19 protein-coding genes are annotated in these 21,387 nt (G+C 66.5%); 13 read left to right on the top strand and 6 right to left on the bottom strand.

Going from position 1 to position 21,387, the window contains the following annotated elements; translation table 11 throughout:
* The first annotated feature begins 58 nt into the window (after window positions 1–58).
* Window positions 59–1,396, top strand: coding sequence for an NAD(P)H-dependent oxidoreductase (locus V6F88_RS12970; RefSeq protein WP_332609947.1), 1,338 nt, complete (start codon window positions 59–61; stop codon window positions 1,394–1,396).
* A gap of 66 nt (window positions 1,397–1,462) precedes the next feature.
* Here the strand turns inward: V6F88_RS12970 and V6F88_RS12965 are convergent, their stop codons facing one another.
* Together V6F88_RS12965 and V6F88_RS12960 are read right to left on the bottom strand one after the other, a co-directional pair.
* Complete coding sequence (locus tag V6F88_RS12965; protein WP_046803355.1) at window positions 1,463–2,209, bottom strand: FadR/GntR family transcriptional regulator; 747 nt, start codon at window positions 2,207–2,209, stop codon at window positions 1,463–1,465.
* A gap of 37 nt (window positions 2,210–2,246) precedes the next feature.
* The gene (locus tag V6F88_RS12960; RefSeq protein ID WP_046803282.1) at window positions 2,247–2,984 is read right to left on the bottom strand and encodes an SDR family NAD(P)-dependent oxidoreductase; all 738 of its coding nucleotides are present in this window, start codon (window positions 2,982–2,984) and stop codon (window positions 2,247–2,249) included.
* 407 nt (window positions 2,985–3,391) lie between these two features.
* Between V6F88_RS12960 and V6F88_RS12955 the strand changes: the two genes are divergently transcribed.
* From V6F88_RS12955 to lpdA, 10 genes are all read left to right on the top strand, one after another.
* Window positions 3,392–4,627, top strand: a complete 1,236-nt coding sequence (locus V6F88_RS12955) for a branched-chain amino acid ABC transporter substrate-binding protein (protein WP_219991281.1) — start codon at window positions 3,392–3,394, stop codon at window positions 4,625–4,627.
* A gap of 148 nt (window positions 4,628–4,775) precedes the next feature.
* The gene (locus tag V6F88_RS12950) at window positions 4,776–5,717 is read left to right on the top strand and encodes a branched-chain amino acid ABC transporter permease (RefSeq protein WP_319302296.1); all 942 of its coding nucleotides are present in this window, start codon (window positions 4,776–4,778) and stop codon (window positions 5,715–5,717) included.
* Window positions 5,714–6,982 (top strand): branched-chain amino acid ABC transporter permease, encoded by a 1,269-nt coding sequence (locus tag V6F88_RS12945; protein ID WP_332609941.1) that lies wholly within the window; start codon window positions 5,714–5,716, stop codon window positions 6,980–6,982. The genes V6F88_RS12950 and V6F88_RS12945 overlap by 4 nt, the downstream gene beginning before the upstream one ends.
* Window positions 6,979–7,731 (top strand): ABC transporter ATP-binding protein, encoded by a 753-nt coding sequence (locus tag V6F88_RS12940; protein WP_332609939.1) that lies wholly within the window; start codon window positions 6,979–6,981, stop codon window positions 7,729–7,731. The genes V6F88_RS12945 and V6F88_RS12940 overlap by 4 nt, the downstream gene beginning before the upstream one ends.
* Window positions 7,728–8,459, top strand: coding sequence for an ABC transporter ATP-binding protein (locus V6F88_RS12935; protein ID WP_332609937.1), 732 nt, complete (start codon window positions 7,728–7,730; stop codon window positions 8,457–8,459). The genes V6F88_RS12940 and V6F88_RS12935 overlap by 4 nt, the downstream gene beginning before the upstream one ends.
* Before the next feature lie 36 nt (window positions 8,460–8,495).
* Window positions 8,496–9,284, top strand: coding sequence for an SDR family NAD(P)-dependent oxidoreductase (locus tag V6F88_RS12930; protein WP_332609935.1), 789 nt, complete (start codon window positions 8,496–8,498; stop codon window positions 9,282–9,284).
* 37 nt (window positions 9,285–9,321) lie between these two features.
* Window positions 9,322–11,505, top strand: a complete 2,184-nt coding sequence (locus tag V6F88_RS12925) for an alpha-ketoacid dehydrogenase subunit alpha/beta (RefSeq protein ID WP_332609933.1) — start codon at window positions 9,322–9,324, stop codon at window positions 11,503–11,505.
* On the top strand, window positions 11,502–11,990 hold the full coding sequence (locus tag V6F88_RS12920; RefSeq protein WP_332609931.1) for a VOC family protein: 489 nt from the start codon (window positions 11,502–11,504) through the stop codon (window positions 11,988–11,990). The genes V6F88_RS12925 and V6F88_RS12920 overlap by 4 nt, the downstream gene beginning before the upstream one ends.
* Before the next feature lie 10 nt (window positions 11,991–12,000).
* Window positions 12,001–13,233, top strand: coding sequence for a pyruvate dehydrogenase complex dihydrolipoamide acetyltransferase (locus tag V6F88_RS12915; protein WP_332609929.1), 1,233 nt, complete (start codon window positions 12,001–12,003; stop codon window positions 13,231–13,233).
* 8 nt (window positions 13,234–13,241) lie between these two features.
* The gene (lpdA, locus tag V6F88_RS12910) at window positions 13,242–14,639 is read left to right on the top strand and encodes a dihydrolipoyl dehydrogenase (protein ID WP_332609927.1); all 1,398 of its coding nucleotides are present in this window, start codon (window positions 13,242–13,244) and stop codon (window positions 14,637–14,639) included.
* 111 nt (window positions 14,640–14,750) lie between these two features.
* On the opposite strand, the gene V6F88_RS12905 is transcribed toward lpdA, so the two are convergent.
* The 3 genes from V6F88_RS12905 to V6F88_RS12895 form a co-directional block, all read right to left on the bottom strand.
* Entirely contained in the window at window positions 14,751–15,632 is an 882-nt protein-coding gene (locus V6F88_RS12905) for a LysR family transcriptional regulator (protein ID WP_332609925.1), read from the bottom strand.
* 179 nt (window positions 15,633–15,811) lie between these two features.
* Window positions 15,812–17,680, bottom strand: coding sequence for a dihydroxy-acid dehydratase (ilvD, locus tag V6F88_RS12900; protein ID WP_046803270.1), 1,869 nt, complete (start codon window positions 17,678–17,680; stop codon window positions 15,812–15,814).
* Window positions 17,681–17,757: 77 nt separating this feature from the next.
* Window positions 17,758–18,648, bottom strand: a complete 891-nt coding sequence (locus V6F88_RS12895; RefSeq protein WP_332609922.1) for a LysR family transcriptional regulator — start codon at window positions 18,646–18,648, stop codon at window positions 17,758–17,760.
* A 116-nt stretch (window positions 18,649–18,764) separates the two neighbouring features.
* On the opposite strand from V6F88_RS12895, the gene V6F88_RS12890 reads away from it, so the two are divergent.
* Together V6F88_RS12890 and V6F88_RS12885 are read left to right on the top strand one after the other, a co-directional pair.
* Entirely contained in the window at window positions 18,765–19,310 is a 546-nt protein-coding gene (locus tag V6F88_RS12890) for a GNAT family N-acetyltransferase (protein ID WP_332609920.1), read from the top strand.
* Window positions 19,307–20,515: an MFS transporter gene (locus V6F88_RS12885; RefSeq protein WP_332609919.1), complete on the top strand. Its 1,209-nt coding sequence runs from the start codon at window positions 19,307–19,309 to the stop codon at window positions 20,513–20,515. Before V6F88_RS12890 ends, V6F88_RS12885 begins: the two co-directional genes overlap by 4 nt.
* Before the next feature lie 86 nt (window positions 20,516–20,601).
* Here V6F88_RS12885 and queC read toward each other — a convergent pair whose 3' ends face one another.
* Window positions 20,602–21,321, bottom strand: a complete 720-nt coding sequence (queC, locus tag V6F88_RS12880) for a 7-cyano-7-deazaguanine synthase QueC (protein WP_332609918.1) — start codon at window positions 21,319–21,321, stop codon at window positions 20,602–20,604.
* Between the last annotated feature and the right edge of the window lie 66 nt (window positions 21,322–21,387).

Raw genomic sequence — 21,387 nt, 5'->3', positions numbered from 1 at the left:
GTCATGATTTAGGACTATTCTGTGTTGGCTGTACCCCCACCCCGGAGGAGCCCGCACCATGAATCTGTACCGTCTGCTCAAGCAACGAGAAGCCGATCACAAGCCTTTGCGTGTTGCATTGCTGGGCGCCGGAAAGTTCGGCGCCATGTTCATGAGCCAGGCCCCACGCACGCCGGGGATGCGGCTGGTGGCGGTGGCGGACCTGGCGCCCGACCGCGCCCGGGCGGCGCTGACGCGGGTGGGCTGGCCGGCCACGGCGCTGAACGCCGCCAGCACCAATGACGCCCTGAAAAACGGCAAGGTCTTCTTCAGCGACGACCCGCTGGCGGTTATCGCCAGCCCCGAGGTCGACATCGTCATCGACGCCACCGGGCAGGCCGCCGCCGGCATCACCCACGTGCTGGCCTGCTGCGAATACGGCAAGCACATCATCATGGTCAACGTCGAAGCCGACGCCCTGGCCGGCCCGCTGCTGGCGCGCCGCGCGCGCGAGGCGGGCATCGTCTATTCGCTGGCCTATGGCGATCAGCCCGCGCTGATCTGCGAAATGGTGGACTGGGCGCGTGCCTCGGGCTTTGAAGTCATGGCGGCGGGCAAGGGCACCAAGTACCTGCCGGAGTTCCACACGTCGACACCCGACACCGTCTGGCCGTACTACGGCTTCACCGCCGAAATGGTGGCCGCCGGCGACTTCAACGCGCAGATGTTCAACAGCTTTCTGGACGGCACCAAAAGCGCCATCGAGATGGCGGCGGTGTCCAACGCCACGGGCCTGTTGCCGTCACCGTCCGGCCTGCACTTTCCGCCGTGCGGCGTGGACGATCTGGCACGGGTGCTGCGCCCGCGCGAGGACGGCGGCATTCTGCATCACCGCGGCCAGGTGGAAGTCATTTCATCGCTGGAACGCGACGGCCGCCCGGTGTTTCGCGACCTGCGCTGGGGCGTGTACGTGACGCTGGCGGCCGACAGCGACTACGTGCGCCGCTGCTTCCAGGAATACGGCCTGGTCACCGACCCCAGCGGCAACTACACCGCCATGTACAAGCCTTATCACCTGATCGGTCTTGAGCTTGGCATCAGCGTGGCCAGCGTGGGCTTGCGGCGCGAACCCACGGGCGCGCCCGCCGGCTGGCACGGCGACGTGGTGGCCACCGCCAAGCGCGACTTGCAGGCCGGCCAGATCCTGGACGGCGAAGGCGGCTACACGGTGTATGGCCGGCTGATGCCGGCGCGCGATTCCGTCGAAGAAGGCTATCTGCCGCTGGGCTTGTCGCATCAGGTCAAGCTCAAGCACCCGGTGCGCCAGTCGCAGGCAATACGCTGGCGCGACGTGGAATATGACGAGCGGTCGACGGCGGTGCAGTTCCGGCGCGAAATGGAGCAGACCTTCGCGTAGTAGCGGCCGAAAAGTGTGGCCCGAAACGGGCGAAGCCGGCGCCGTTGCCCGTAACCGCCCCGCCGCTTACACCGGCGCGGGGCGCTCGGCCTGGAATAAACGCAGCCGGTCCGCCGCGTTGCGCAGATGCTGTTCGGCGGCGCGGCCGGCGGCGTCGGGGTCCGAGCCTTCGATGGCCACGAAAATGGCCTGATGCTCGCTTTGCACAGCGGCCATCCGTTCGGCATAACGGCGCGCCGTGTTGTTACGCGCGCTGCGGATCACGCGCCGCACATTGGCTTCCAGATAATCATTGAGGGACACCAGATGCGGGTTGTGCGTGGCCTGCACGATGGCCTGGTGAAACTGGTAGTCCTCTTCGTCGCCCAGCTTGTCGTTGATCAGCGCGTATTCCATGCCGACCAACGCCTGGCGCATCTTCTTCAGGTCTTGATCCGTGCGCCGCTGCGCCGCGTAGCGCGCGGCGGTGACCTCGATGGACAGCATCAATTCCAGGATGTGTTCCAGGTCTTCGGTGTCGCCGGGCGTGGGCGCGGCGATGCGAAACGCGTTGCGCTGGAAGTTGGGGTCCACGAACACGCCGCTGCCTTGCTGCGACGTGATCAAGCCTTCGGACTTCAAGCGCGCCAAGGCCTCGCGCACCACGGCGCGGCTGACCGAATAGGTTTCGGTCAGCTGCTTTTCGGTGGGCAGGCGGTCACCCGGGGCTAGCACTCCCTGGCGTATCTGTTCAGCCAATGCATCTCCCAAGGCGGCGGAAAGCGAGCTCTTGGGCGGGTTGCGCGGCGTGTCCTGATCGTGATTCGTCGACATGGGAAATCGGGAAAAGGTGATGGCGGCGTCCTTCACTTTAAGCGATGTAGATGCCGCCGTTGACCTGCATGACTTCGCCCGTCACGAAACCGGCCAGCGGCGAACACAGGAACGCGATCGATCCGGCAATTTCCTCGGCGGTGCCGAAGCGGCGCAGCGGCGTGCTTTCCAGCAGATGCGTGCCCTTCTGGCCAATCAGGTCGTGCGTCATGGACGTGGCGATGATGCCTGGGGCCACCGCATTCACGCGGATCTGCGGCGCCAGTTCCAGCGCCAGGCTGCGCGTGAAGCTCTGCACCGCGCCCTTGGACGCGGAATAGGCCGCGTGCGCGTAGCTGCCGCGCTGCGCCGCCAACGAGGTCAGCAGCACGATGGACCCGTTGTGGCGCAGGTGGCGCTGGGCGGCGCGGCATACGTAGAACGTGCCGTCCAGGTTCACGCGCATCAGCGTGCGCCACGCCTCGTCGCTGGTGTCCTTGACCAGCTGCTCGGGATAGATGCCGGCGCAATGCACCAAGTGGTCCAGCCCGCCAAAGTGCTTGGCCGCCGCTTCGAACACGCGCTCGCATTCATGCGACACCGACACATCCAGCGCATGCGTGTAGACACGTTGGCCCGTCGGGTCCAGCTCGGCCGCGATCTCTTCCAACCGCGCGCCGTCGATATCCGTCAACACCAGCCGGGCGCCATGGGCGGCCATCAGGCGCGCCGTCGCCAGGCCAATGCCATTGCCCGCGCCCGTGATCGCGGCCACCTGCCCTTCAAATGAAATCATCCTGTCTCCAACATGTGTAAGTGGGCGCGCCTTGTGTCCCGGCCGCCACGGCCCTGCGATTGGACTCATGAATCCGCCGCTTGACACGAGAAAAACGCTTGCCCTATTATTTATCAGACAACTTAATAAAGTTACCTGACAACTTGTCCGGAAAGCGTAAATCAAGTCGCGTTTTCAGGCAAGCCAGTCAGAAAAAACAAAGGCCGAAGCGCCGCAAAAACAGGACGGAGACAACAGGGCGGACACCCCCGGCAGCACGACGGTGTTCGTCCCCATCTTGCGATATCCCCTTCCCCGATTTGCGCGTTCACGGCCATGGAATAGGCGCCACCAAGCGCGCTTGCTAGGGCGGTCGCACGCATCTTTACGTACGCACACACCACTCCCGTTCCACGGAGGAGACACGCATGAAATTGGCTTTTACCACCGGCCTGCTGTGCCTGGCCGGCATCGCCGCATCGGCGCACGCCGCACCCGTCAAGGTCGGCCTGATCGAGACGCTGTCGGGCCCGCAGGCCTCGACCGGCCTGATGTTCCGGGCCGCGGTCAAATATGAACTGGACCGCATCAACGCCGCCGGCGGCTGGAATGGCCAACCGCTGGAATTGGTCGAGTTCGACAACCAGGGCGGCCCGGTGGGCGCGTCCGACCGTTTCCGCGCGGCCGCCGCCGAAGGCGTGCAGGTGCTGGTGCAGGGCTCGTCGTCCGCCATTTCCGGCCAGCTGACCGAAGACGTGCGCAAGCACAACCTGCGCAACCCGGGCAAGGAAGTCGTCTTCTTGAACGTGGGCGGCGAAGCGCTGGAACTGACCGGCCAGAAGTGCCACTTCTACCACTTCCGTTTCACCACCAACGCCGATTTGCGCGTGAAGTCGCTGGCGTCGGTGATGTCGGCCGACGGCACGCTGGGCAAGCGCGTGTACGCCATCAACCAGAACTATTCCTGGGGCCAGGACATGGAAGGCGCCACCGAGCGCTTTGCCAAGCAGTACGGCTATGAAGTGGTGGGCAAGACGCTGCACGAAGTCAACAAGATCCAGGACTTCGCGCCCTATGTGGCGCGCATCCGCTCGGCCACGCCCGACACCGTCATCACCGGCAACTGGTCCAACGACCTGCTGTTGTTGATGAAGGCCACGCAGTCCGCCGGGCTGAAGGTGCGCTTTGCCACCGTGTTCCTGGACCAGGTGGGCAACCTGGCCAACGCCGGCGACGTGGCCCTGGGCCACTACATCGCGCACCCGTACAACATCGAAGCCGCCGGCGACGAAGGCGCCAAGTTTGCCGAGGACTACAAGTCCAAGACCGGCCACTACCCCAGCTACACCGAACCGCAGACCGTTATCGGCGTGCGCTTCCTGGGCGAAGCGCTAAAGCAGGTCAAGCCCAAGGACGGCAAGCTGTCCGTGCCGGACCTGGCGCTGGCGCTGGAAAAGGTCACCTACACGTCTGCGCTGGGCACCTACACGATGCGCGCCGAAGACCACCAGGTGCAGCTGCCGATGGTGGTGTCCAAGGTCAGCAAGAACGCCAAGTACAAAGCCGACGGCACTGACATGGGCTTTGAACCGGTGAAGGTGCTGGCGGCGGCGGATGTGTCCGCCCCGGTGCAGGCCACCTGCAAGATGCAGCGTCCGCAATAAGACGCCCGGCAAGGCGGCGCGCGACCTGCGCGCCCGCCTTGTTCGTCGCCTGACAAAAAAGCGCACCGCCGGCGCGGGCCGGAAAAACAAGGTGCGCAATGGATCGCGCAAGCCACGGGCTTGAACGCGAAAGAATTATGGAGCGGACATGGAATACTTTACCGTCTCGCTGTTGAACGGCGTGATTTACGGCCTGCTGCTATTCATGGTGTCGGCGGGCCTGACACTGATTTTTGGAATGATGGGCGTGTTGAATTTTGCACACGCCTCGTTCTACATGATCGGCGCATACGCCGCCTACACGCTGACGCCCGTCACGGGCTTCTGGACGGCGCTGGTGCTGGCCACGATCATCTCGGGCGTGCTGGGCATGGGCGTCGAACGCTTTTTCCTGCGCCGCGTGCACAAGTTCGGCCACGCGCAGGAACTGCTGGTGACCTTTGGCCTGGCCTTCATCGTGGCCGAGCTCATCAAGCTGTTCTACGGCGACTTTCCGGTTGATTACCGTGTGCCGCCCTTCCTGAACTTCGCGGCCTTTCGCGTGTTCGACGCGGACTACCCCTTCTATCGCCTGCTGATGGGCGGCGTGTCGCTGGCGATGTTTGCCGTCATCTACCTGCTGCTGTCGCGCACTCGGGTGGGCATTGTCGTGCGCTCGGCCATCTATCGGCCGCGCATGGCCGAAGCGCTGGGCCACAACGTGCCGCTGGTTTTCATGAGCGTGTTCGGCGTGGGCGCGGCGATGGCCGGGCTGGCGGGCGCGGTGGCCGGCGCGTTCTACACCACCAACCCGAACATGGCGCTTGAATTGGGCGTGCTGGTGTTCGTGGTGGTCGTCGTAGGCGGCCTGGGTTCGCTGGAAGGCGCCATGATCGCCTCGCTGCTGATCGGCCTGATCAGTTCGTTCTCGGTGGGTATCGACGCCAGCCTGGCGTCCCTGTTCGGCCTGTTCGGCGCGGGCGAATGGGCCGAAAGCGTGGGCGGTTTGATGACCGTGAAGATTTCCAGCCTGGCCGCCACCCTGCCCTTCCTGCTGATGCTGGTGGTGCTGCTGGTCAAGCCGTCGGGCCTGAAGGGAGAACAGGCATGAGCCAGACCCGTACTGCGTCCGGCGCGCTGCTGCTGATCGTTTGCGTGGCGGCGTTATGCGCCTTGCCGTGGCTGCTGCCGCCCGGCCAACTGGTGGCGGCGGTGCAGATGTTGATCGCCGCGCTGTTCGCCTGCGCCTTCAACCTGCTGGCGGGCCAGGGCGGCATGCTGTCCTTTGGCCACGCCGCGTACTTCGGCGTGGGCACCTTTGCCACCATTCACGCCATGAACGCGCTGGGCGGCGCGGGCTTGTTGCCCACGCCGTTGATGCCGCTGGTGGGCGGGGTGGCCGGGCTGCTGTTTGGCCTGGTCGCGGGCTGGTTCGCCACCATGCGTTCCGGCGTCTACTTTTCGATGATCACGTTGGCGCTGGCAGAACTGCTGCACGCCCTGGCGCCGCATTTGAAAGGCGTGTTCGGCGGCGAAGCGGGCGTGTCCGCCATGCGCATGCCGGCCTGGGGCTTCACCTTCGGATCCGACATCGAGGTCTATTTCCTGGTGCTGGCCTGGGTGCTGATATCGCTGGCCGCGCTGTATGGCCTGACCCGCACGCCCTTGGGCCGGCTGACGCTGGGCCTGCGCGAAAACGCCAACCGGCTGCGTTACCTGGGCTATCGGCCGCATGCGCTCAAGACCATGGTGTTTGCGTTGTCGGCCATGTTCGCGGGCATCGCGGGCGGCTTGCAGGCGCTGAACATCGAAGCGGGCAACTACGTGCTGTTCGAGGTCAAGCTGTCGACCGACGCGGTGCTGTTCGCCTACATCGGCGGCGTCAACGCGTTCCTGGGCCCGGTTCTGGGCGCGGCGATGCTGACGTTTCTGTCGCAAACGCTGGCCGACATTACCCGTTCCTGGTTGCTGTACCAGGGCATTCTGTTCGTGCTCGTGATGCTGTTCGTGCCGGACGGCCTGGTCGGGCTGGTGCAGCGCGCCGCCAAGTCGCTGCGCGAACGCGGCCTGGCCAACTGGCTGCCGCGCGCCGTCGTGTCCGTGGCTGCCGGCCTGCTGCTGACCGCCGCCACCGTCTTCCTGGTGGAGCTGCTGCAACGCATGTTCGCGCGCGACTATCGCGCGCTGCTGGCCATGAACCCGGACGCCGGCTGGCCCGCCATCCCCCTGTTCGGTCACGACTGGGCGCCGCTGGCTTTGTCTACCTGGTTGGTGCCCTTGGCCTTGTTCGCCGTGGGCCTGTTGGCGTGCCGCTGGGCGCTGGCCCTGTGGCGCGACGACGGCGATGCCGCCCCCGTGCTGGAGCCCGCAAAATGAGCCATTCCATCCTGACCCTGACCGACGTGCGCAAGTCCTTTGGCCAAGCGCAGATCATTCGCGGTGTGAACCTGGCCATTGAAGCCGGTGAACGCCATGCGGTCATCGGCCCCAACGGCGCGGGCAAGTCCACCCTGTTCCACCTGATGTCGGGCTCGTTCGCGCCCACCTCGGGCGACATCAACCTGCGTTCGCGCGCCATTGGCGGTTTGCCCCCCGAAGCCATCAACCGCCTGGGTCTCGCCCGCTCGTTCCAGATCACCAACGTGTTTCCGCGCCTGTCGGTGCGCGAGAACCTGCGCCTGGCGGTCTTGCGCATGCATGGGCTGGTCTACAACTTCTGGCGACCCATTGCGCGGCACCGCGCCGTCAATGAAGACGTGGACCGCCTGCTGGAAAAAGTGCGGCTGACGGCCAAGCAGCAAACGGCCGCGGGCGACCTGAACTATTCCGAGCAGCGCTCGCTGGAAATCGGCATGACGCTGGCCTCGCGCCCGAAGGTCATCTTGCTGGACGAGCCCATGGCCGGCATGTCGCAACACGAAGTCGATTACACGGTGGAGCTGATCAAGGACGTTACGCGGGACTGCACCTTGCTGATCGTCGAGCACGACATGCAAGTGGTGTTCTCGCTGGCCGACCGCATCAGCGTGCTGGTGTACGGCGAAATTCTTGCCACCGGTACGCCCGCCGACATCCGTGGCGACGCCCGCGTGCGCGAAGCGTATCTGGGAGAGGAAACGGTATGACGACGCAAGCCTCACTGCAAGCGCCCCTGCTCAGCCTGCAAGGCGTGCACGCGCACTACGGCAAGAGCCACATCCTGCACGGCATCGATCTTTCCATCGGGCGCGGCGAAGTCGTCAGCCTGCTGGGGCGCAACGGCGCCGGCCGCTCAACCACCATGAAGAGCATCATGGGCCTGGTGGACGTAACGGGCGGGCACATCGCCATCGAAGGGCGCGACATCACCAACAAGCGCCCCTTTGAAATCGCGCGCGCCGGTGTGGGCTTCGTGCCCGAGGAACGCGAGGTCTTCGCCAACCTGACCGTGGACGAAAACCTGCGCATGGGCGAACAGCCCAAGCGCGACGACGCGCCCCATTGGACGGTGGCGCAGATGTTCGACTACTTCCCGCGCCTGAAGGAACGCAGCAACACAAAGGCCGGCAACCTGTCGGGCGGCGAACAGCAGATGCTGACGATGTGCCGCTCGCTGCTGGGCAATCCCAAGGTGATGCTGATCGACGAACCCACCGAAGGGCTGGCGCCGAAGATCGTGGAAGTGATCGCCGACGTGATCCGCGATATCCACAAGCGCGGGGTGTCGGTGGTGCTGGTGGAGCAGAAGCTGACGATCGCGCTGAAGGTATCAACGCGCGTCAGCGTCATGGGCCACGGCCGCATCGTGTTCGAAGGACCGCCCGCGCAGCTGCACGAGCGCCAGGACGTGGTCCAGGAATGGCTGGCGGTCTGACCCCGCCGCAACGCACAACCTTTACAGGCATCTACCTTGGACCACACCACAGAAGTCATCCATAGCGACCTGCGCGGCCAACGCGTCGTCATTACCGGCGGCGCCAAGGGCATTGGCCTGGCCACCGCCCACGCGTTCGTGCGCCAGGGCGCGCGCGTGGCCTTGCTGGACATGGACGCCGCCGCGCTGGAGGCCGCCGTGACCGAACTGACCTCGGCCGGCGGCCAGGCCATGGCCGTGCAGGCGTCCGTCACCGACGCCGACGCCGTCGAGCGTGCATTTGCCCAGGTCGAACAGGCCTGGGGCGGCATCGACGTGCTGGTCAACAACGCCGGCATCTCGGCCAACAAGCCCACGCTGGAAGTCACCGTGGACGAATGGCGCCGCGCCGTGGACATCAACCTGACCGGCGTGTTCCTGTGCGCGCAGGCGGCCGGCCGCCGCATGGTGCCGGCGGGCGCGGGCAGCATCATCAACCTGGCATCGATGTACGGCGTGGTGGCCGCGCCCGACCGCGCGGCGTATTGCGCCACGAAGGGCGCGGTGGTGCTGCTGACCGAAACGCTGGCCGTGGAATGGGGCCCGATGGGCGTGCGCGTGAACGCGCTGGCCCCCGGCTACGTCGAGACCGATCTGGTACGGGACCTGGCCGCGCGTGGCCGCCTGGACCCCGAACGCCTGAAGCAGCGCACCCCGCTGCGCCGCATGGCGCAGCCGGCCGAAATGGCCGACCTGGCGGTCTTCCTGGCATCGCGCCAGGCCGCCTACATCACCGGACACACCCTGGTGGCCGACGGCGGCTGGAGCCGCTACAGCTACCTCTAACCGCACCGACGCTTAAAAACATTCTGGAGATTCACTCATGGCCACCTACCAACCGCTTGAGCCCCAGGCGCCCTGGCGGCAACTGACGGTCGAGGCGCGTGACTGGCAGCAGGCGGACCCCGCCCTGCTGGGCACGATGCTGACCCAGCTGCACTGGATCCGCGCCTTTGAAGAGGCCGTGCTGGACCTGGCCGCCGAAGGCCTGGTGCACGGCCCCGCGCATTCGTCCGTGGGCCAGGAAGGCGGCGCCGTCGGGTCGGTGCTGGCGCTGGGCGCGGGCGACCAGATCAACGGCTCGCATCGCGGGCACCATCAATTTCTGGCCAAGGCGCTGCAACACGTGGCGCCGCTGGGCCTGGACCCGCGCAACCCGATCACGCCCGCCATCGACGACGTGTTGCAAAAGACGCTGGCCGAAATCATGGGCCTGGCGCAAGGGTTCTGCCGGGGCCGTGGCGGCAGCATGCACCTGCGCTGGCTGGAAGCGGGCGCGCTGGGCACCAACGCCATCGTGGGCGGCGGCGTGCCGCTGGCGGCCGGTGCGGGCTGGGCACACAAACACGCCGGCACCGACCGCGTGGCCGTGACTTACTTTGGCGACGGCGCGGTGAACATCGGGTCCGTGCTGGAAACGATGAACCTGACGGCCGCATGGAAAACGCCGCTGTGCTTTTTCATCGAGAACAACCGCTACGCGGTGTCGACCACGGTGGAAGAATCCACCGCCGAACCGCGCCTGTCCGCACGCGGCCTGGCGTTCAATATTCCGTCATGGAAGGTTGACGGCATGGACCCGCTGGCCGTGCACCTGGCCATGTCCGAAGCCGTGGCGCACATGCGCGCGGGCAACGGCCCGACGATCGTTGAAGTGGACGTGTACCGCTTCTTTCACCAGAACGGCCCGTTCCCCGGCAGCGCCTTTGGCTACCGCACCAAGGACGAAGAATCCCAGTGGCGCCAACGCGATCCGCTGGACAAGATCGCTACCGAAATGATCGGCCGCAAGTTGATCACGCAAGCCGAGGTGGACGCGCTGCGCCAGCGCTGCAAGGACGTCATGAAAGACGTGTGCGGCCGTCTGACCGAAGCCGCTGACGGCGGCAAGCGCCGCGTGCGCGCCGACCTGTGGCCGCGCCCCGACTTCCGCGACGTGGGCCTGCGCAGTGACGGCGCCGAACTGGCCGGCCTGCGCTACCAGGACGCCGACGACCACACGGGTGCGAAAGTCGAACGCAAGTTTGTCGATGCCGTGGCCGACGTGCTGGACCGCCGCATGGAAACGGACGCCGGTGTCGTGGTGCTGGGCGAAGACGTGCACCGCTTGAAGGGCGGCACCAACGGCGCCACGCGCGGGCTGAAGGACAAGTACCCCGACCGCGTGCTGGGCACCCCCATTTCCGAGAACGCGTTCGCCGGCCTGGGCGGCGGCCTGGCGATGGACGGGCGCTACAAGCCTATCGTTGAATTCATGTACCCCGACTTCATGTGGGTGGCGGCCGACCAGATCTTCAACCAGATCGGCAAGGCCCGCCACATGTTCGGCGGCGACATCGACGTGCCGTTCGTGCTGCGCACCAAGGTTGCGATGGGCACGGGCTATGGCTCGCAGCACTCGATGGACCCGGCCGGCATCTTCGCCACCGCGCCCGGCTGGCGCATCGTGGCGCCGTCCACGCCGTATGACTACGTGGGCCTGATGAACACCGCGCTGGCCTCGAAAGACCCTGTGCTGGTAATCGAACACGTGGACCTATACGCCTCGACGGGCGAGGTGCCCGACGGCGACCTGGACTACGCCATTCCTTTCGGCAAGGCGCGCGTGCGCCGCACGGGCGGCAAGGTCACCATCCTGACGTACCTGTCGATGGTCAGCCGCGCGTTGAAGGCGGCCGAGGAAGCGGGCGTGGATGCCGAGGTGATCGACCTGCGCACGCTGGACCGCGCCAGCCTGGACTGGGACACCATCGGCGCCAGCATCCAGAAGACCAACAACGTGCTGATCGTGGAGCAAGGCGCGCGTGGCACGTCCTACGGCGCGATGCTGTCCGATGAAATCCAGCGCCGCTATTTCGACTGGCTGGATCAGCCGATCAAGCGCGTCACGGGTGGCGAGGCGTCGCCCAGCATCTCGAAGGTGCTGGAACGCGCGGCATTCGCTGACACCGAGGAGGTGCTGGCCGGGCTGGCCGACGTGCTGGCCGATCTGGGGGAACAGGCATGAACGCGCTACACATGACCGTGCCGATGGAAGTCGGCATCTGCTGCCGGGATCTGGACGCGCTGCTGGCGTTCTACACCGACGTCGTCGGCCTGAAGCTGGTGAACCGCGTCAGCGTGCCCGCCGACAAGGCACGGGCCACGGGCCTTACCGCGCATGGCTACGACGTGGCGCGCTTGCAGACGCCGTACGGCGAACGCATCAAGCTGCTGCAACCGAACGTGGCGCCGGAACCCGCCGTGCGCGGCGCGGCCATCCTGGATCGCCAGGGCGCCACCTACCTGACCTTCATCGTGCGCGACCTGGCGGGCGTGGTGCGCAACCTGCAAGCGCGGGGAGTGGTCTTTGACAGCGCGCCCGCGCCCATGGAAGTGCGCCCCGGCACGTGGCTGGCATTCTTCCGCGACCCCGAAGGCAACGTGCTGGAACTGGTCGAATACGACGACCCCGCCGACTACCGGCCCGATCTGGCCGGCGCCGCCAACTAGGACGAACATCGTGGCTCACCTAATCAAGCTCCCCTCTGTTGCCGCCGATACGTCGGGCGGCAACCTGCACCAGTGGCTCAAGCAGGAAGGCGACACCGTCGCCGTCGGCGATGCGCTGGCGGAAATCGAAACCGAAAAGGCCATCGTCGAAATCAACGCCGAGCATGCGGGCGTGCTGGCCCGCATCGTGGTCCCGGCCGGCGCGGCGTCGGTGCCGATCAACACGGTAATCGGCGTGCTGCTCGCCGAAGGCGAAGATGCCTCGGCGGTTGATCGCGCGTTGGCGGAACATGGCGGGGCGGCCGCGGCGGTTGCTGGAGCGCCGACCGCAACGGCCGCCCCCTCTCCGTCTGATGCGGCTCCCGCCTCCACCGCCCCCGTTCCCGGCGGTCGCTTGTTCGCCAGCCCCCTGGCGCGCCGTTTGGCCGCGCAGTGGCATGTGGACCTGTTGGGCGTGACCGGCACCGGCCCGCATGGCCGCATCGTGCGCCGCGACGTGGAGGCCGCGCGCGACCGTGCGCCCGCGCCCACCGCTAACGCCACGCCACCATCCGGCCGCCCCGCCGCGCGCCGCGTGCCGCACACCGGCATGCGCCGCGCCATCGCCCGCCGCTTGACGGAAAGCAAGCAGAACGTGCCGCACTTCTACCTGTCGGTGGACTGCAAGATGGACGCGCTGCTGGCCCTGCGCGCGCAAGCGAATCATGGCGGCGCGGTCAAGCTGTCGGTCAACGATTTCATCGTGCGCGCGGCCGCGTTGGCGCTGCGCGAAGTGCCCGAAGTGAATGTCAGCTGGCATGAAGACGACATCGAATACCACGCCGGCGCCGACATCTCGGTGGCCGTCGCCACCGACGGCGGCCTGGTCACGCCCATCGTGCGCGACGCGGACATCAAGTCCCTGACTTCCATCGCGAACGAAATCGTCGAGCTGGCCGGGCGCGCCAAGATCAACCGTTTGAAGCCCGAGGAATTCACGGGCGGCTCGCTCACGGTCAGCAACCTGGGCATGTACGGCATCAGCCAGTTTGCCGCCATCATCAACCCGCCGCAGGCCGCCATCCTGGCGGTGGGCGCGGCCCAACGGCGGCCTGTCGTAGGCGACAACGGCGAACTGGTCGCCGCCACCGTCATGACCGTGACCTTGTCCGCCGACCACCGCGCGGTGGACGGCGCGGTGGGCGCGCGCTGGCTGGCCGCCTTGCGCACGCTGATCGAAAACCCCGTGCGCATACTGCTGTGAGCCCGACGATGACGAAGAACGTGTTTGATGTGGTCGTCGTTGGCGGCGGCCCCGGCGGCTACGTGGCCGCCATCCGCGCCGCGCAGCTGGGCATGTCGGTGGCCTTGGTGGAACGCGCCGAGTTGGGCGGCATCTGCCTGAACTGGGGTTGCATACCCACCAAGGCCTTGCTGCACAGCGCAACGGTGCTGCGCGCCTGCCAAGAAGCATCGCACTACGGCGTCACCGGCACCGGTGAGGCGCGCGCCGATCTGGCCGCCATGGTCGCGCGGTCGCGCAAGGTGGCGGGCCGGCTGGGCCAGGGCGTGGCGCATCTGATGAAGAAGAACGGTGTGACGGTGTTCGCCGCGCGCGCCCAATTGGCCGGCGCCGGCAAGCTGGCGCTGGACAACGGCACAACGCTGTCCGCCAAGCACATCATCCTGGCAACCGGTGCGCGTGCCCGCGAACTGCCCGCGTTGCCGCTGGGCGAACGCATCTGGGCCTACCGCCAGGCCCTTGCCCCCAACGAGATCCCGAAGACATTGCTTGTGGTGGGTGCGGGCGCCATCGGCGCGGAATTCGCCAGCTTCTACCGCGCCATCGGTTCGGACGTGACGCTGATCGACATGACGCCCGAAATCCTGCCGCAAGAAGACGCGGAAATTTCGCAGCTGGCGCGCAAGGCGTTCGAAAAGCAGGGCATCCGCGTGCTGACGCAATGCGCCGTTACGGCGTCGTCGCTGTCTGCCAAGGGCGTCAGCGTCACGCTGGAACAGCAAGGCAAGACCACGCAGCTGGAGGTGGACCGCGTTATCGTCGCGGCCGGCATCGTCGGCAACGTTGAAGACCTGGGCCTGGAGAAGACGCGGGTGAAGGTCGAGAAAACCCACATCGTCACCGATGCGCATTGCCTCACCGGCGAACCCGGCGTCTACGCCATCGGCGACGTGGCCGGCGCGCCCTGGCTTGCCCACAAGGCCAGCCATGAAGGCGTGCTGTGCGTGGAAGCCATCGCGGGCAAGACGGTGCACGCCATCGACCCGCTGCGCATCCCCGCCTGCACGTATTCATACCCGCAAGTGGCCAGCATCGGCATGACGGAAGCCCGCGCGCGGGAACACGCCAAGGCCCACGGCGGCGAGATCCGCGTCGGCAAATTCACCTTTGCCGGCAACGGCAAGGCCATCGCCATGGGCGAAGACCAAGGGCTGGTCAAGACGGTGTTCGATGCGAAGTCAGGCGAACTGCTGGGCGCGCACATCATCCATCCCGAAGCGTCCGAGCTGATCACCGGCTATGGCGTGGCGGCGTCATTGGAAGCCACCGAGGAAGACTTGATGCACACGGTATTCGCGCATCCGACGTTGTCGGAAACACTGCACGAATCGGTGTTGGCTGCGTTTGGACGGGCACTGCACGCGTAAGCAGCAGAAGGCGGCGTGCGGGCGGGGCCGCCTTCAGTGGGACCTTCGCGCGGCGTGCACGGCCCTGCATGCGGCGCGTCAAGAGCGCGTCAAGAACGCTTCAAGAACGCATCAAACCCGCTGCGCAAAAAAATCCAGGAAGCACGCGATGCGCCGCGACAGCTGCGTGTTGCGGTGGTACACGGCGTGCATCGGTTGCAGGTGATCGCTGTACACGCCTTCCATCACCTTCACCAACCTGCCCGCCGCGATATCTTCGCGCACTACGAAATCCGACAGGCAGGCGATGCCCACGCCGCGTAGCGCCAACTGGCGCTGCGTTTCTCCGCTTGATGTGGCCAGCGTCGGCGTCGCTTGAAAACTGGACCCGCCCGCGTGCTTGAGCGGCCACAGGTTCAGGCTTTCGGGCTGCGTGAATCCCAACACTTCATGCCGCGCCAAATCCTCAACCGTTTCCGGCGCGCCGCGCCGCGCGATGTAGTCGGGGCTGGCCATCATCCAGCGCGGCGACGGCCGCAACACGCGCGCATGCAAGGTGGAATCCGTTAGCGGTCCCATGCGGATCGCGATGTCGGTGCGGTGCTCTATCAGGTCCACGATGCGATCGTTGCTGGTCAGTTCCAACGTGATCTCGGGATACTCACGCCGGAATTCCCCCACGTGCGGCACCACGCAATGCAGCATCACCGGCACCGACGCATCCACCCGCAATCTGCCCGCCGGCCGCTGATGCACCATGCGCATGCACTCTTCGGCCTGGTCCAGCGACGCGACAATCTGCCGGGCCTTGGGCAAGAAGTGCGCGCCCTCTTCGGTCAGCTCCATGCGCCGCGTGGTGCGGTTCAGCAGCATCACGCCCAAGTCATCTTCCAGCCGTGACAAGGCCCGGCTGACTCCGGATGCCGTCTGCCCCAGCAGCTCGGCCGCGGCGCTAAGCGACCCGGCGTCAACCACGCCGAGAAACACGCGCAATGCATCGGAATTCAAAGCCATGTCGGGCGTCCTTGAAGCCTAAAAAACAGCCTATATGTTGTAGATCGAATTTACCGCTTTAACCCTGTATTTCGCAGTATCCCGCTACATTGCGCGGTGTCTTGCGACCCCAATGGCGCCGCACCGCGCAAATAAAACGGCGCCCCACGGGCGCCGTTCTTCCCAGCCCTGCGCCGCGATCAGCGCTTGGCTTTTTGCTTCAGCTGCGACAGGTCGCGCACCGCGCCGCGGTCGGCCGACGTGGCCAATGCTGCGTAGGCTTGCAGGGCTTGCGACACCACGCGTTCGCGGCCGACCGGCTCCCAGCCGTCGGCGCGCGCGTCCATCGCGGCGCGGCGGCGGGCCAGTTCTTCGTCGGAGACCGCCAGGTGCATCTTGCGGTTGGGGATGTCGATTTCGATGATGTCGCCTTCTTCCACCAGGCCGATCGTGCCGCCCTCGGCCGCTTCCGGCGAGGCGTGGCCGATCACCAGGCCGGACGAGCCGCCCGAGAAACGGCCGTCGGTGAACAGGGCGCAGGTTTTGCCCAGGCCCTTGGACTTGAGGTACGACGTGGGGTACAGCATTTCTTGCATGCCGGGGCCGCCCTTGGGGCCTTCGTAGCGGATCACGACGACGTCGCCCGCCACGATCTTGTCGCCCAGGATGCCTTCAACGGCGTCGTCCTGGCTTTCGAACACGCGGGCGCGGCCCGTGAAGACCCATTGCGATTCGTCCACGCCGGCGGTTTTGACGATGCAGCCCTTCTCGGCCAGGTTGCCATACAGCACGGCCAGCCCGCCGTCCTTGGAATAGGCGCTTTCCTTGCTGCGGATGCAGCCCGTCTTGCGGTCGGTGTCCAGCGTCAGGAACGTGGCGTCCTGGCTGAAGGCGACCGTGGTGGGGATGCCACCGGGCGCGGCGCGATAGAACTTCTGCGCTTCTTCGCTTGCGTCACCGGCCACGTCCCACTTCTGGATGGCGTTGCCCAGCGTACCGCTGTGCACGTTGCCGCAAGACAGGTCCAGCAGGTCGGCGCGCGCCAGTTCGCCCAGGATGCCCAGGATGCCGCCGGCGCGGTGCACGTCTTCAATGTGGTACTTGTCGGTGGCGGGCGCCGCCTTGCACAGGCACGGCACCTTGCGCGAGATGCGGTCGATGTCGGCCATCGTGAAATCCACGCCTGCTTCCTGCGCGGCGGCCAGCAGGTGCAGCACGGTGTTGGTCGAGCCGCCCATGGCAACGTCCAACGCCATCGCGTTCTGGAACGCGCTCTTGGTGGCGATGTTGCGCGGCAGGACCGATTCGTCTTCTTCGACGTAGTAGCGGCGGCACAAATCGACGACCAGGCGGCCGGCTTGCTCGAACAAGCCCTTGCGCCAGGCGTGCGTGGCGACGATGGTGCCGTTGCCCGGCAGGGCCAGCCCGATGGCTTCGGTCAGGCAGTTCATCGAGTTGGCGGTGAACATGCCGGAACAGGAGCCGCACGTGGGGCAAGCGCTGCGTTCGACTTCGGCCACTTCGGCGTCCGACACGTTGGGGTCGGCGGCCTTGATCATGGCGTCGATCAGGTCGATCTTGGCGATGACCTTGCCGTCGGTGGGCGACTTGACCTTGCCCGCTTCCATCGGGCCGCCGGACACGAACACGACCGGGATGTTCAGGCGCATGGCGGCCATCAACATCCCCGGGGTGATCTTGTCGCAGTTGGAAATGCAGACCATGGCGTCGGCGCAATGCGCGTTGACCATGTATTCGACCGAGTCGGCGATCAGTTCGCGCGACGGCAGCGAATACAGCATGCCGCCGTGGCCCATGGCGATGCCGTCATCGACGGCGATCGTGTTGAATTCCTTGGCGACGCCGCCGGCGGCTTCGATCTCTTTGGCGACCAGCGCGCCCAGGTCGCGCAGGTGCACGTGGCCGGGCACGAACTGCGTGAACGAGTTCACTACCGCGATAATCGGCTTGCCGAAATCACCGTCCTTCATGCCAGTGGCGCGCCACAGGGCGCGGGCGCCGGCCATGTTGCGGCCGTGGGTCGATGTGCGGGAACGGTAGTGCGGCATGATTTGTCTCGAGTGCTGTTAGCGTGGCGGCAAAACGGTAAATAATACGCTGGATCGGGCGCAGGCGTGCCGGCGGCCTACGCCTTCAACGCCAGCAACGCGTCCTGCAAATGGCGCAAGCCCCGGCTCAGGGGCTTGTCGCGCCGCATCACAATCGCCAGTTCGCGCGACAGGCGCGGCGTCAGCGTACGCACCGCCAGCGCATCGCGCTGCCCCGCGCCCGACACGGCCAGCTTGGGCAGCACCGCGCAGCCCAGGCCCGCCGCCACGATTTCCTTCATGGCTTCGGTGCTGCCCAGCTCCATGACGGGTTTGGCCGCGACGCCCGCCGCTTCGAACCAGTCGTCCACCAGCCGCCGGGTACGCGCGCCCGGCTCGAACAGCACCAGCGGCCACGGCGCCAGGGCCTGCGGGGTGATCTGGGCGGGAATGGCGGCGGCGTCGCGCGCCGGGAAAATGGCCACGAACTCGTCTTCCATGACGGGCGTCACCTGCAACATGCGGCCGGGCGCGGGCAGGGTCACCAGCCCCATGTCCAGCGTGTTGTTCTCCAGCCCGCGCAACATATCGACGGTGTTGCCGGTGCTGGCCACGATATCCAGCGCGGGAAAGCGCCGGCGCAACTGCGCCAGGATGGGCGGCAGCAGATACGTGCAAGCGGTGGCGCCCGTGCCCAGCCGGATGCGGCCGGACACCTGCGACGCGTGCGCGGTCATGGCTTGCTCGGCCTGCGCCAGCGCCGCGTCGATGACCCGGATATGCGTCAGCAGTTCCAACCCCGCCGCCGTCGGCCCGGCACGGCGGCCGACGCGTTCGACCAGCTTCAAGCCAAAGCGCCGTTCCAGCTGGCGGATTTGCAGGCTCACGGCGGGCTGGGTCACGCCGCCGCGTTCGGCGGCGGCTGAAAAACTGCCCAGCTCAATCACCTGCGCAAAGGTGCGCAAATGGTCCAGATTCAGGCCACGCATGACGTTTACCCAAAGTTTTGCTTATGCAAATCATAACGGACCAAAGCTTTATTAATGATTGGGCTTGCGCCACACTGGCGACTGGTTTTTTTCCCTTGTCCCGCTCTTGGCTTCCCATGTCGCCCAACACCCCTACCGTTCTCATCCGCGACAGCGCGGACGCTGACCTGCCCGCCATCAAGACCATCTACGCGCACCACGTTGAACACGGCACCGCGTCCTTCGAGCTGGAGCCGCCTTCCATCAACGACATGCGGCTGCGCCGCGCGGGCGTGCTGGAAAAAGACATGCCCTACCTGGTGGCCGAGATCAACGCTGAAGTGGTCGGCTACGCCTACGTCACGCCGTACCGCCCGCGCCCGGCCTACCGGCACACGGTTGAGGACTCTGTCTATGTGAAGGCCGGCCGCTCCGGCTTGGGCATCGGCGGCAAGCTGCTGGCCGCGTTGGTTGAACGCTGCACCGCCGCCGGCTGGCGCCAGATGCTGGCGGTGGTGGGCGACAGCCGCAACGCCGCGTCGCTGGCGCTGCATGCCCGCCAGGGTTTTCATCCGGTGGGCACGCTGCGATCCGTGGGCCACAAGCATGGCGAATGGCGTGACACGGTGCTGATGCAGCGCAGCCTGGGCGAAGGCGACACGACGCCACCGCAGCGGCCGTGATTGCGCCGCGCGCCGTCGTCTGCCTGGGGCTGACCCAGCTGGTCAACTGGGGCGTCACGTTCTACCTGATCGGCGCGTTCGGCCCGGCGATGACGGCCGACCTGGGCTGGAACGCGTCCGTCGTCTATGGCGGGTTTTCGGCCGCCATCGTCACGATGGCGCTGGTGTCGCCGCTGGCCGGCCGCGCGGTGGACCGCTGGGGCGGGCATCGCGTGATGCCGTTGGGCGTGTTGATCGGGGCAACGGGCTGCGCGCTGCTGGCCGCCGCGCACGCGCTGGCCGCTTATTACCTGGCGTGGCTGGTGCTGGGCGTGGGCATGCGGCTGTGCCTGTACGACGCGGCGTTTGCGTCGCTGGCGCGCGCCGCCGGGCCGACGGCGCGCCGGGCCATGTCGCAGATCACGCTGTTTGGCGGGCTGGCATCCACCGTGATGTGGCCGGCCGGACACGCGCTATCCGGCTGGCTGGGGTGGCGCGGCGCGGTGCTGGTCTACGGCGCGCTGGCGTTGGCGACCTTGCCGCTGTACCTGGCGCTGCCTCGCCAACGGTATGCCGCGCCCGCCGCTGTCGCCGACCGACCGGCCGCCGGCTTGACGCGCAACGCCTCCGAACGCCGTCTGGCCGGCACGCTTTACGCGGTGATCGCCATGCTGACCAACTTTCTGGCCGCCGGCAACGCCGCGCATTTGATCGCGCTGATGACGGGCATGGGCGTGGCCGGCGCGTCGGCGGCCAGCGTGGCGGCCTTGTGGGGCGTCGGCCAGTTCGCCGCGCGCATGGCCGACGTAACGTTGGGCGCAAGGCTGCATCCGCTGACGTTGACGTGGGTCGTCACCACCTTGATGCCCCTGTGCTTTGTGCTGGCGTGCTTGTCCAACGGCAGCGTGTACGCCATTGCCGCCTATGCCCTGCTTTACGGGGCGTGCAACGGCCTGTTGACCATCACGCGCGGCACGCTGCCGCTGGCCTTGTTTGACTTTCGCAGCTACGGCACGCTGGTCGGTGCGCTGCTGGTGCCCAGCTTTTTGCTGACGGCCACGGCGCCCGTGGCGTATGCGTTTTTAATCGAGACGCAGGGCGCGCGCGCGGCCATGGCGATGTCGGCGGCAATGGCGGGCGTGATCGCGGCGGCGGCGTATGTATTAAGACGACGGTTTATCGGCAGGGTGACGGCTGTGCCCGATTCGAGGCGGGCTCAGGCCTGAAGGGCCGGGCGCGCCGGCTTGCACCGACTACGCCTGCGCAACCCCAGCCCGCATCAGCCCCCCGCAACTGCCCCCCGCCGCCAGCATCAGCCTTCCGCGGCCGAGGCCACCACCCACTTTTCCCAGCCGATCTTGCGCAGCTTGCACGCCGGACATTCGCCGCAGCCGTAGCCCCAGTCGTGCCGCGCGCCGCGCTCGCCCAGATAGCAGGTGTGGCTTTCTTCGACGATGGTTTCCACCAGGGCGTCGCCGCCCAGCTGATAGGCCAGCGCCCAGGTTTCCGATTTGTCGATCCACATCAGCGGCGTCTCGATCGTCACCCGCGTGCCCAGCCCCAAGCCCAGCGCCACCTGCTGCGCCTTGATGGTGTCGTCGCGGCAATCGGGGTAGCCGGAAAAATCCGTTTCGCACATGCCGCCCACCAGCACGTCCAGCTGGCGCCGATAGCCCAGCGCCGCCGCCAGCGTCAGGAACAGCAGGTTGCGCCCTGGCACGAACGTGTTGGGCAGCCCGTTGGCCTGCATTTCGATGGCGCGGTCGCTGGTCATGGCGGTGTCGCCCACCTGGCCCAGCACCTTCAAGTCCAGCAAGTGGTCTTCGCCCAGGCGCGGCGCCCAATCCGGAAAGTTGGCGCGAATGTCGCGCAGCACATTCAAGCGCGCCGACAGTTCGATGTGATGGCGCTGACCGTAATCAAACGCCACCGTTTCCACATGGGCATAGCGGTCCAGTGCCCACGCCAGGCACGTGGTGGAATCCTGGCCGCCCGAGAACAGTACGAGCGCGCGACGTTGATGATTTTGCATAAAGGGGGCTTCTACAAAGACGAAGGGACATCACGGACTTTAACCGAGAGATACCGACGTTCCCGT

Source organism: Achromobacter sp. ESBL13 (assembly GCF_036668755.1).
Lineage (GTDB): Bacteria > Pseudomonadota > Gammaproteobacteria > Burkholderiales > Burkholderiaceae_B > Achromobacter.
Note: the sequence above shows the minus strand (reverse complement) of the source record. Positions and strands in the feature narration are given on the sequence as shown.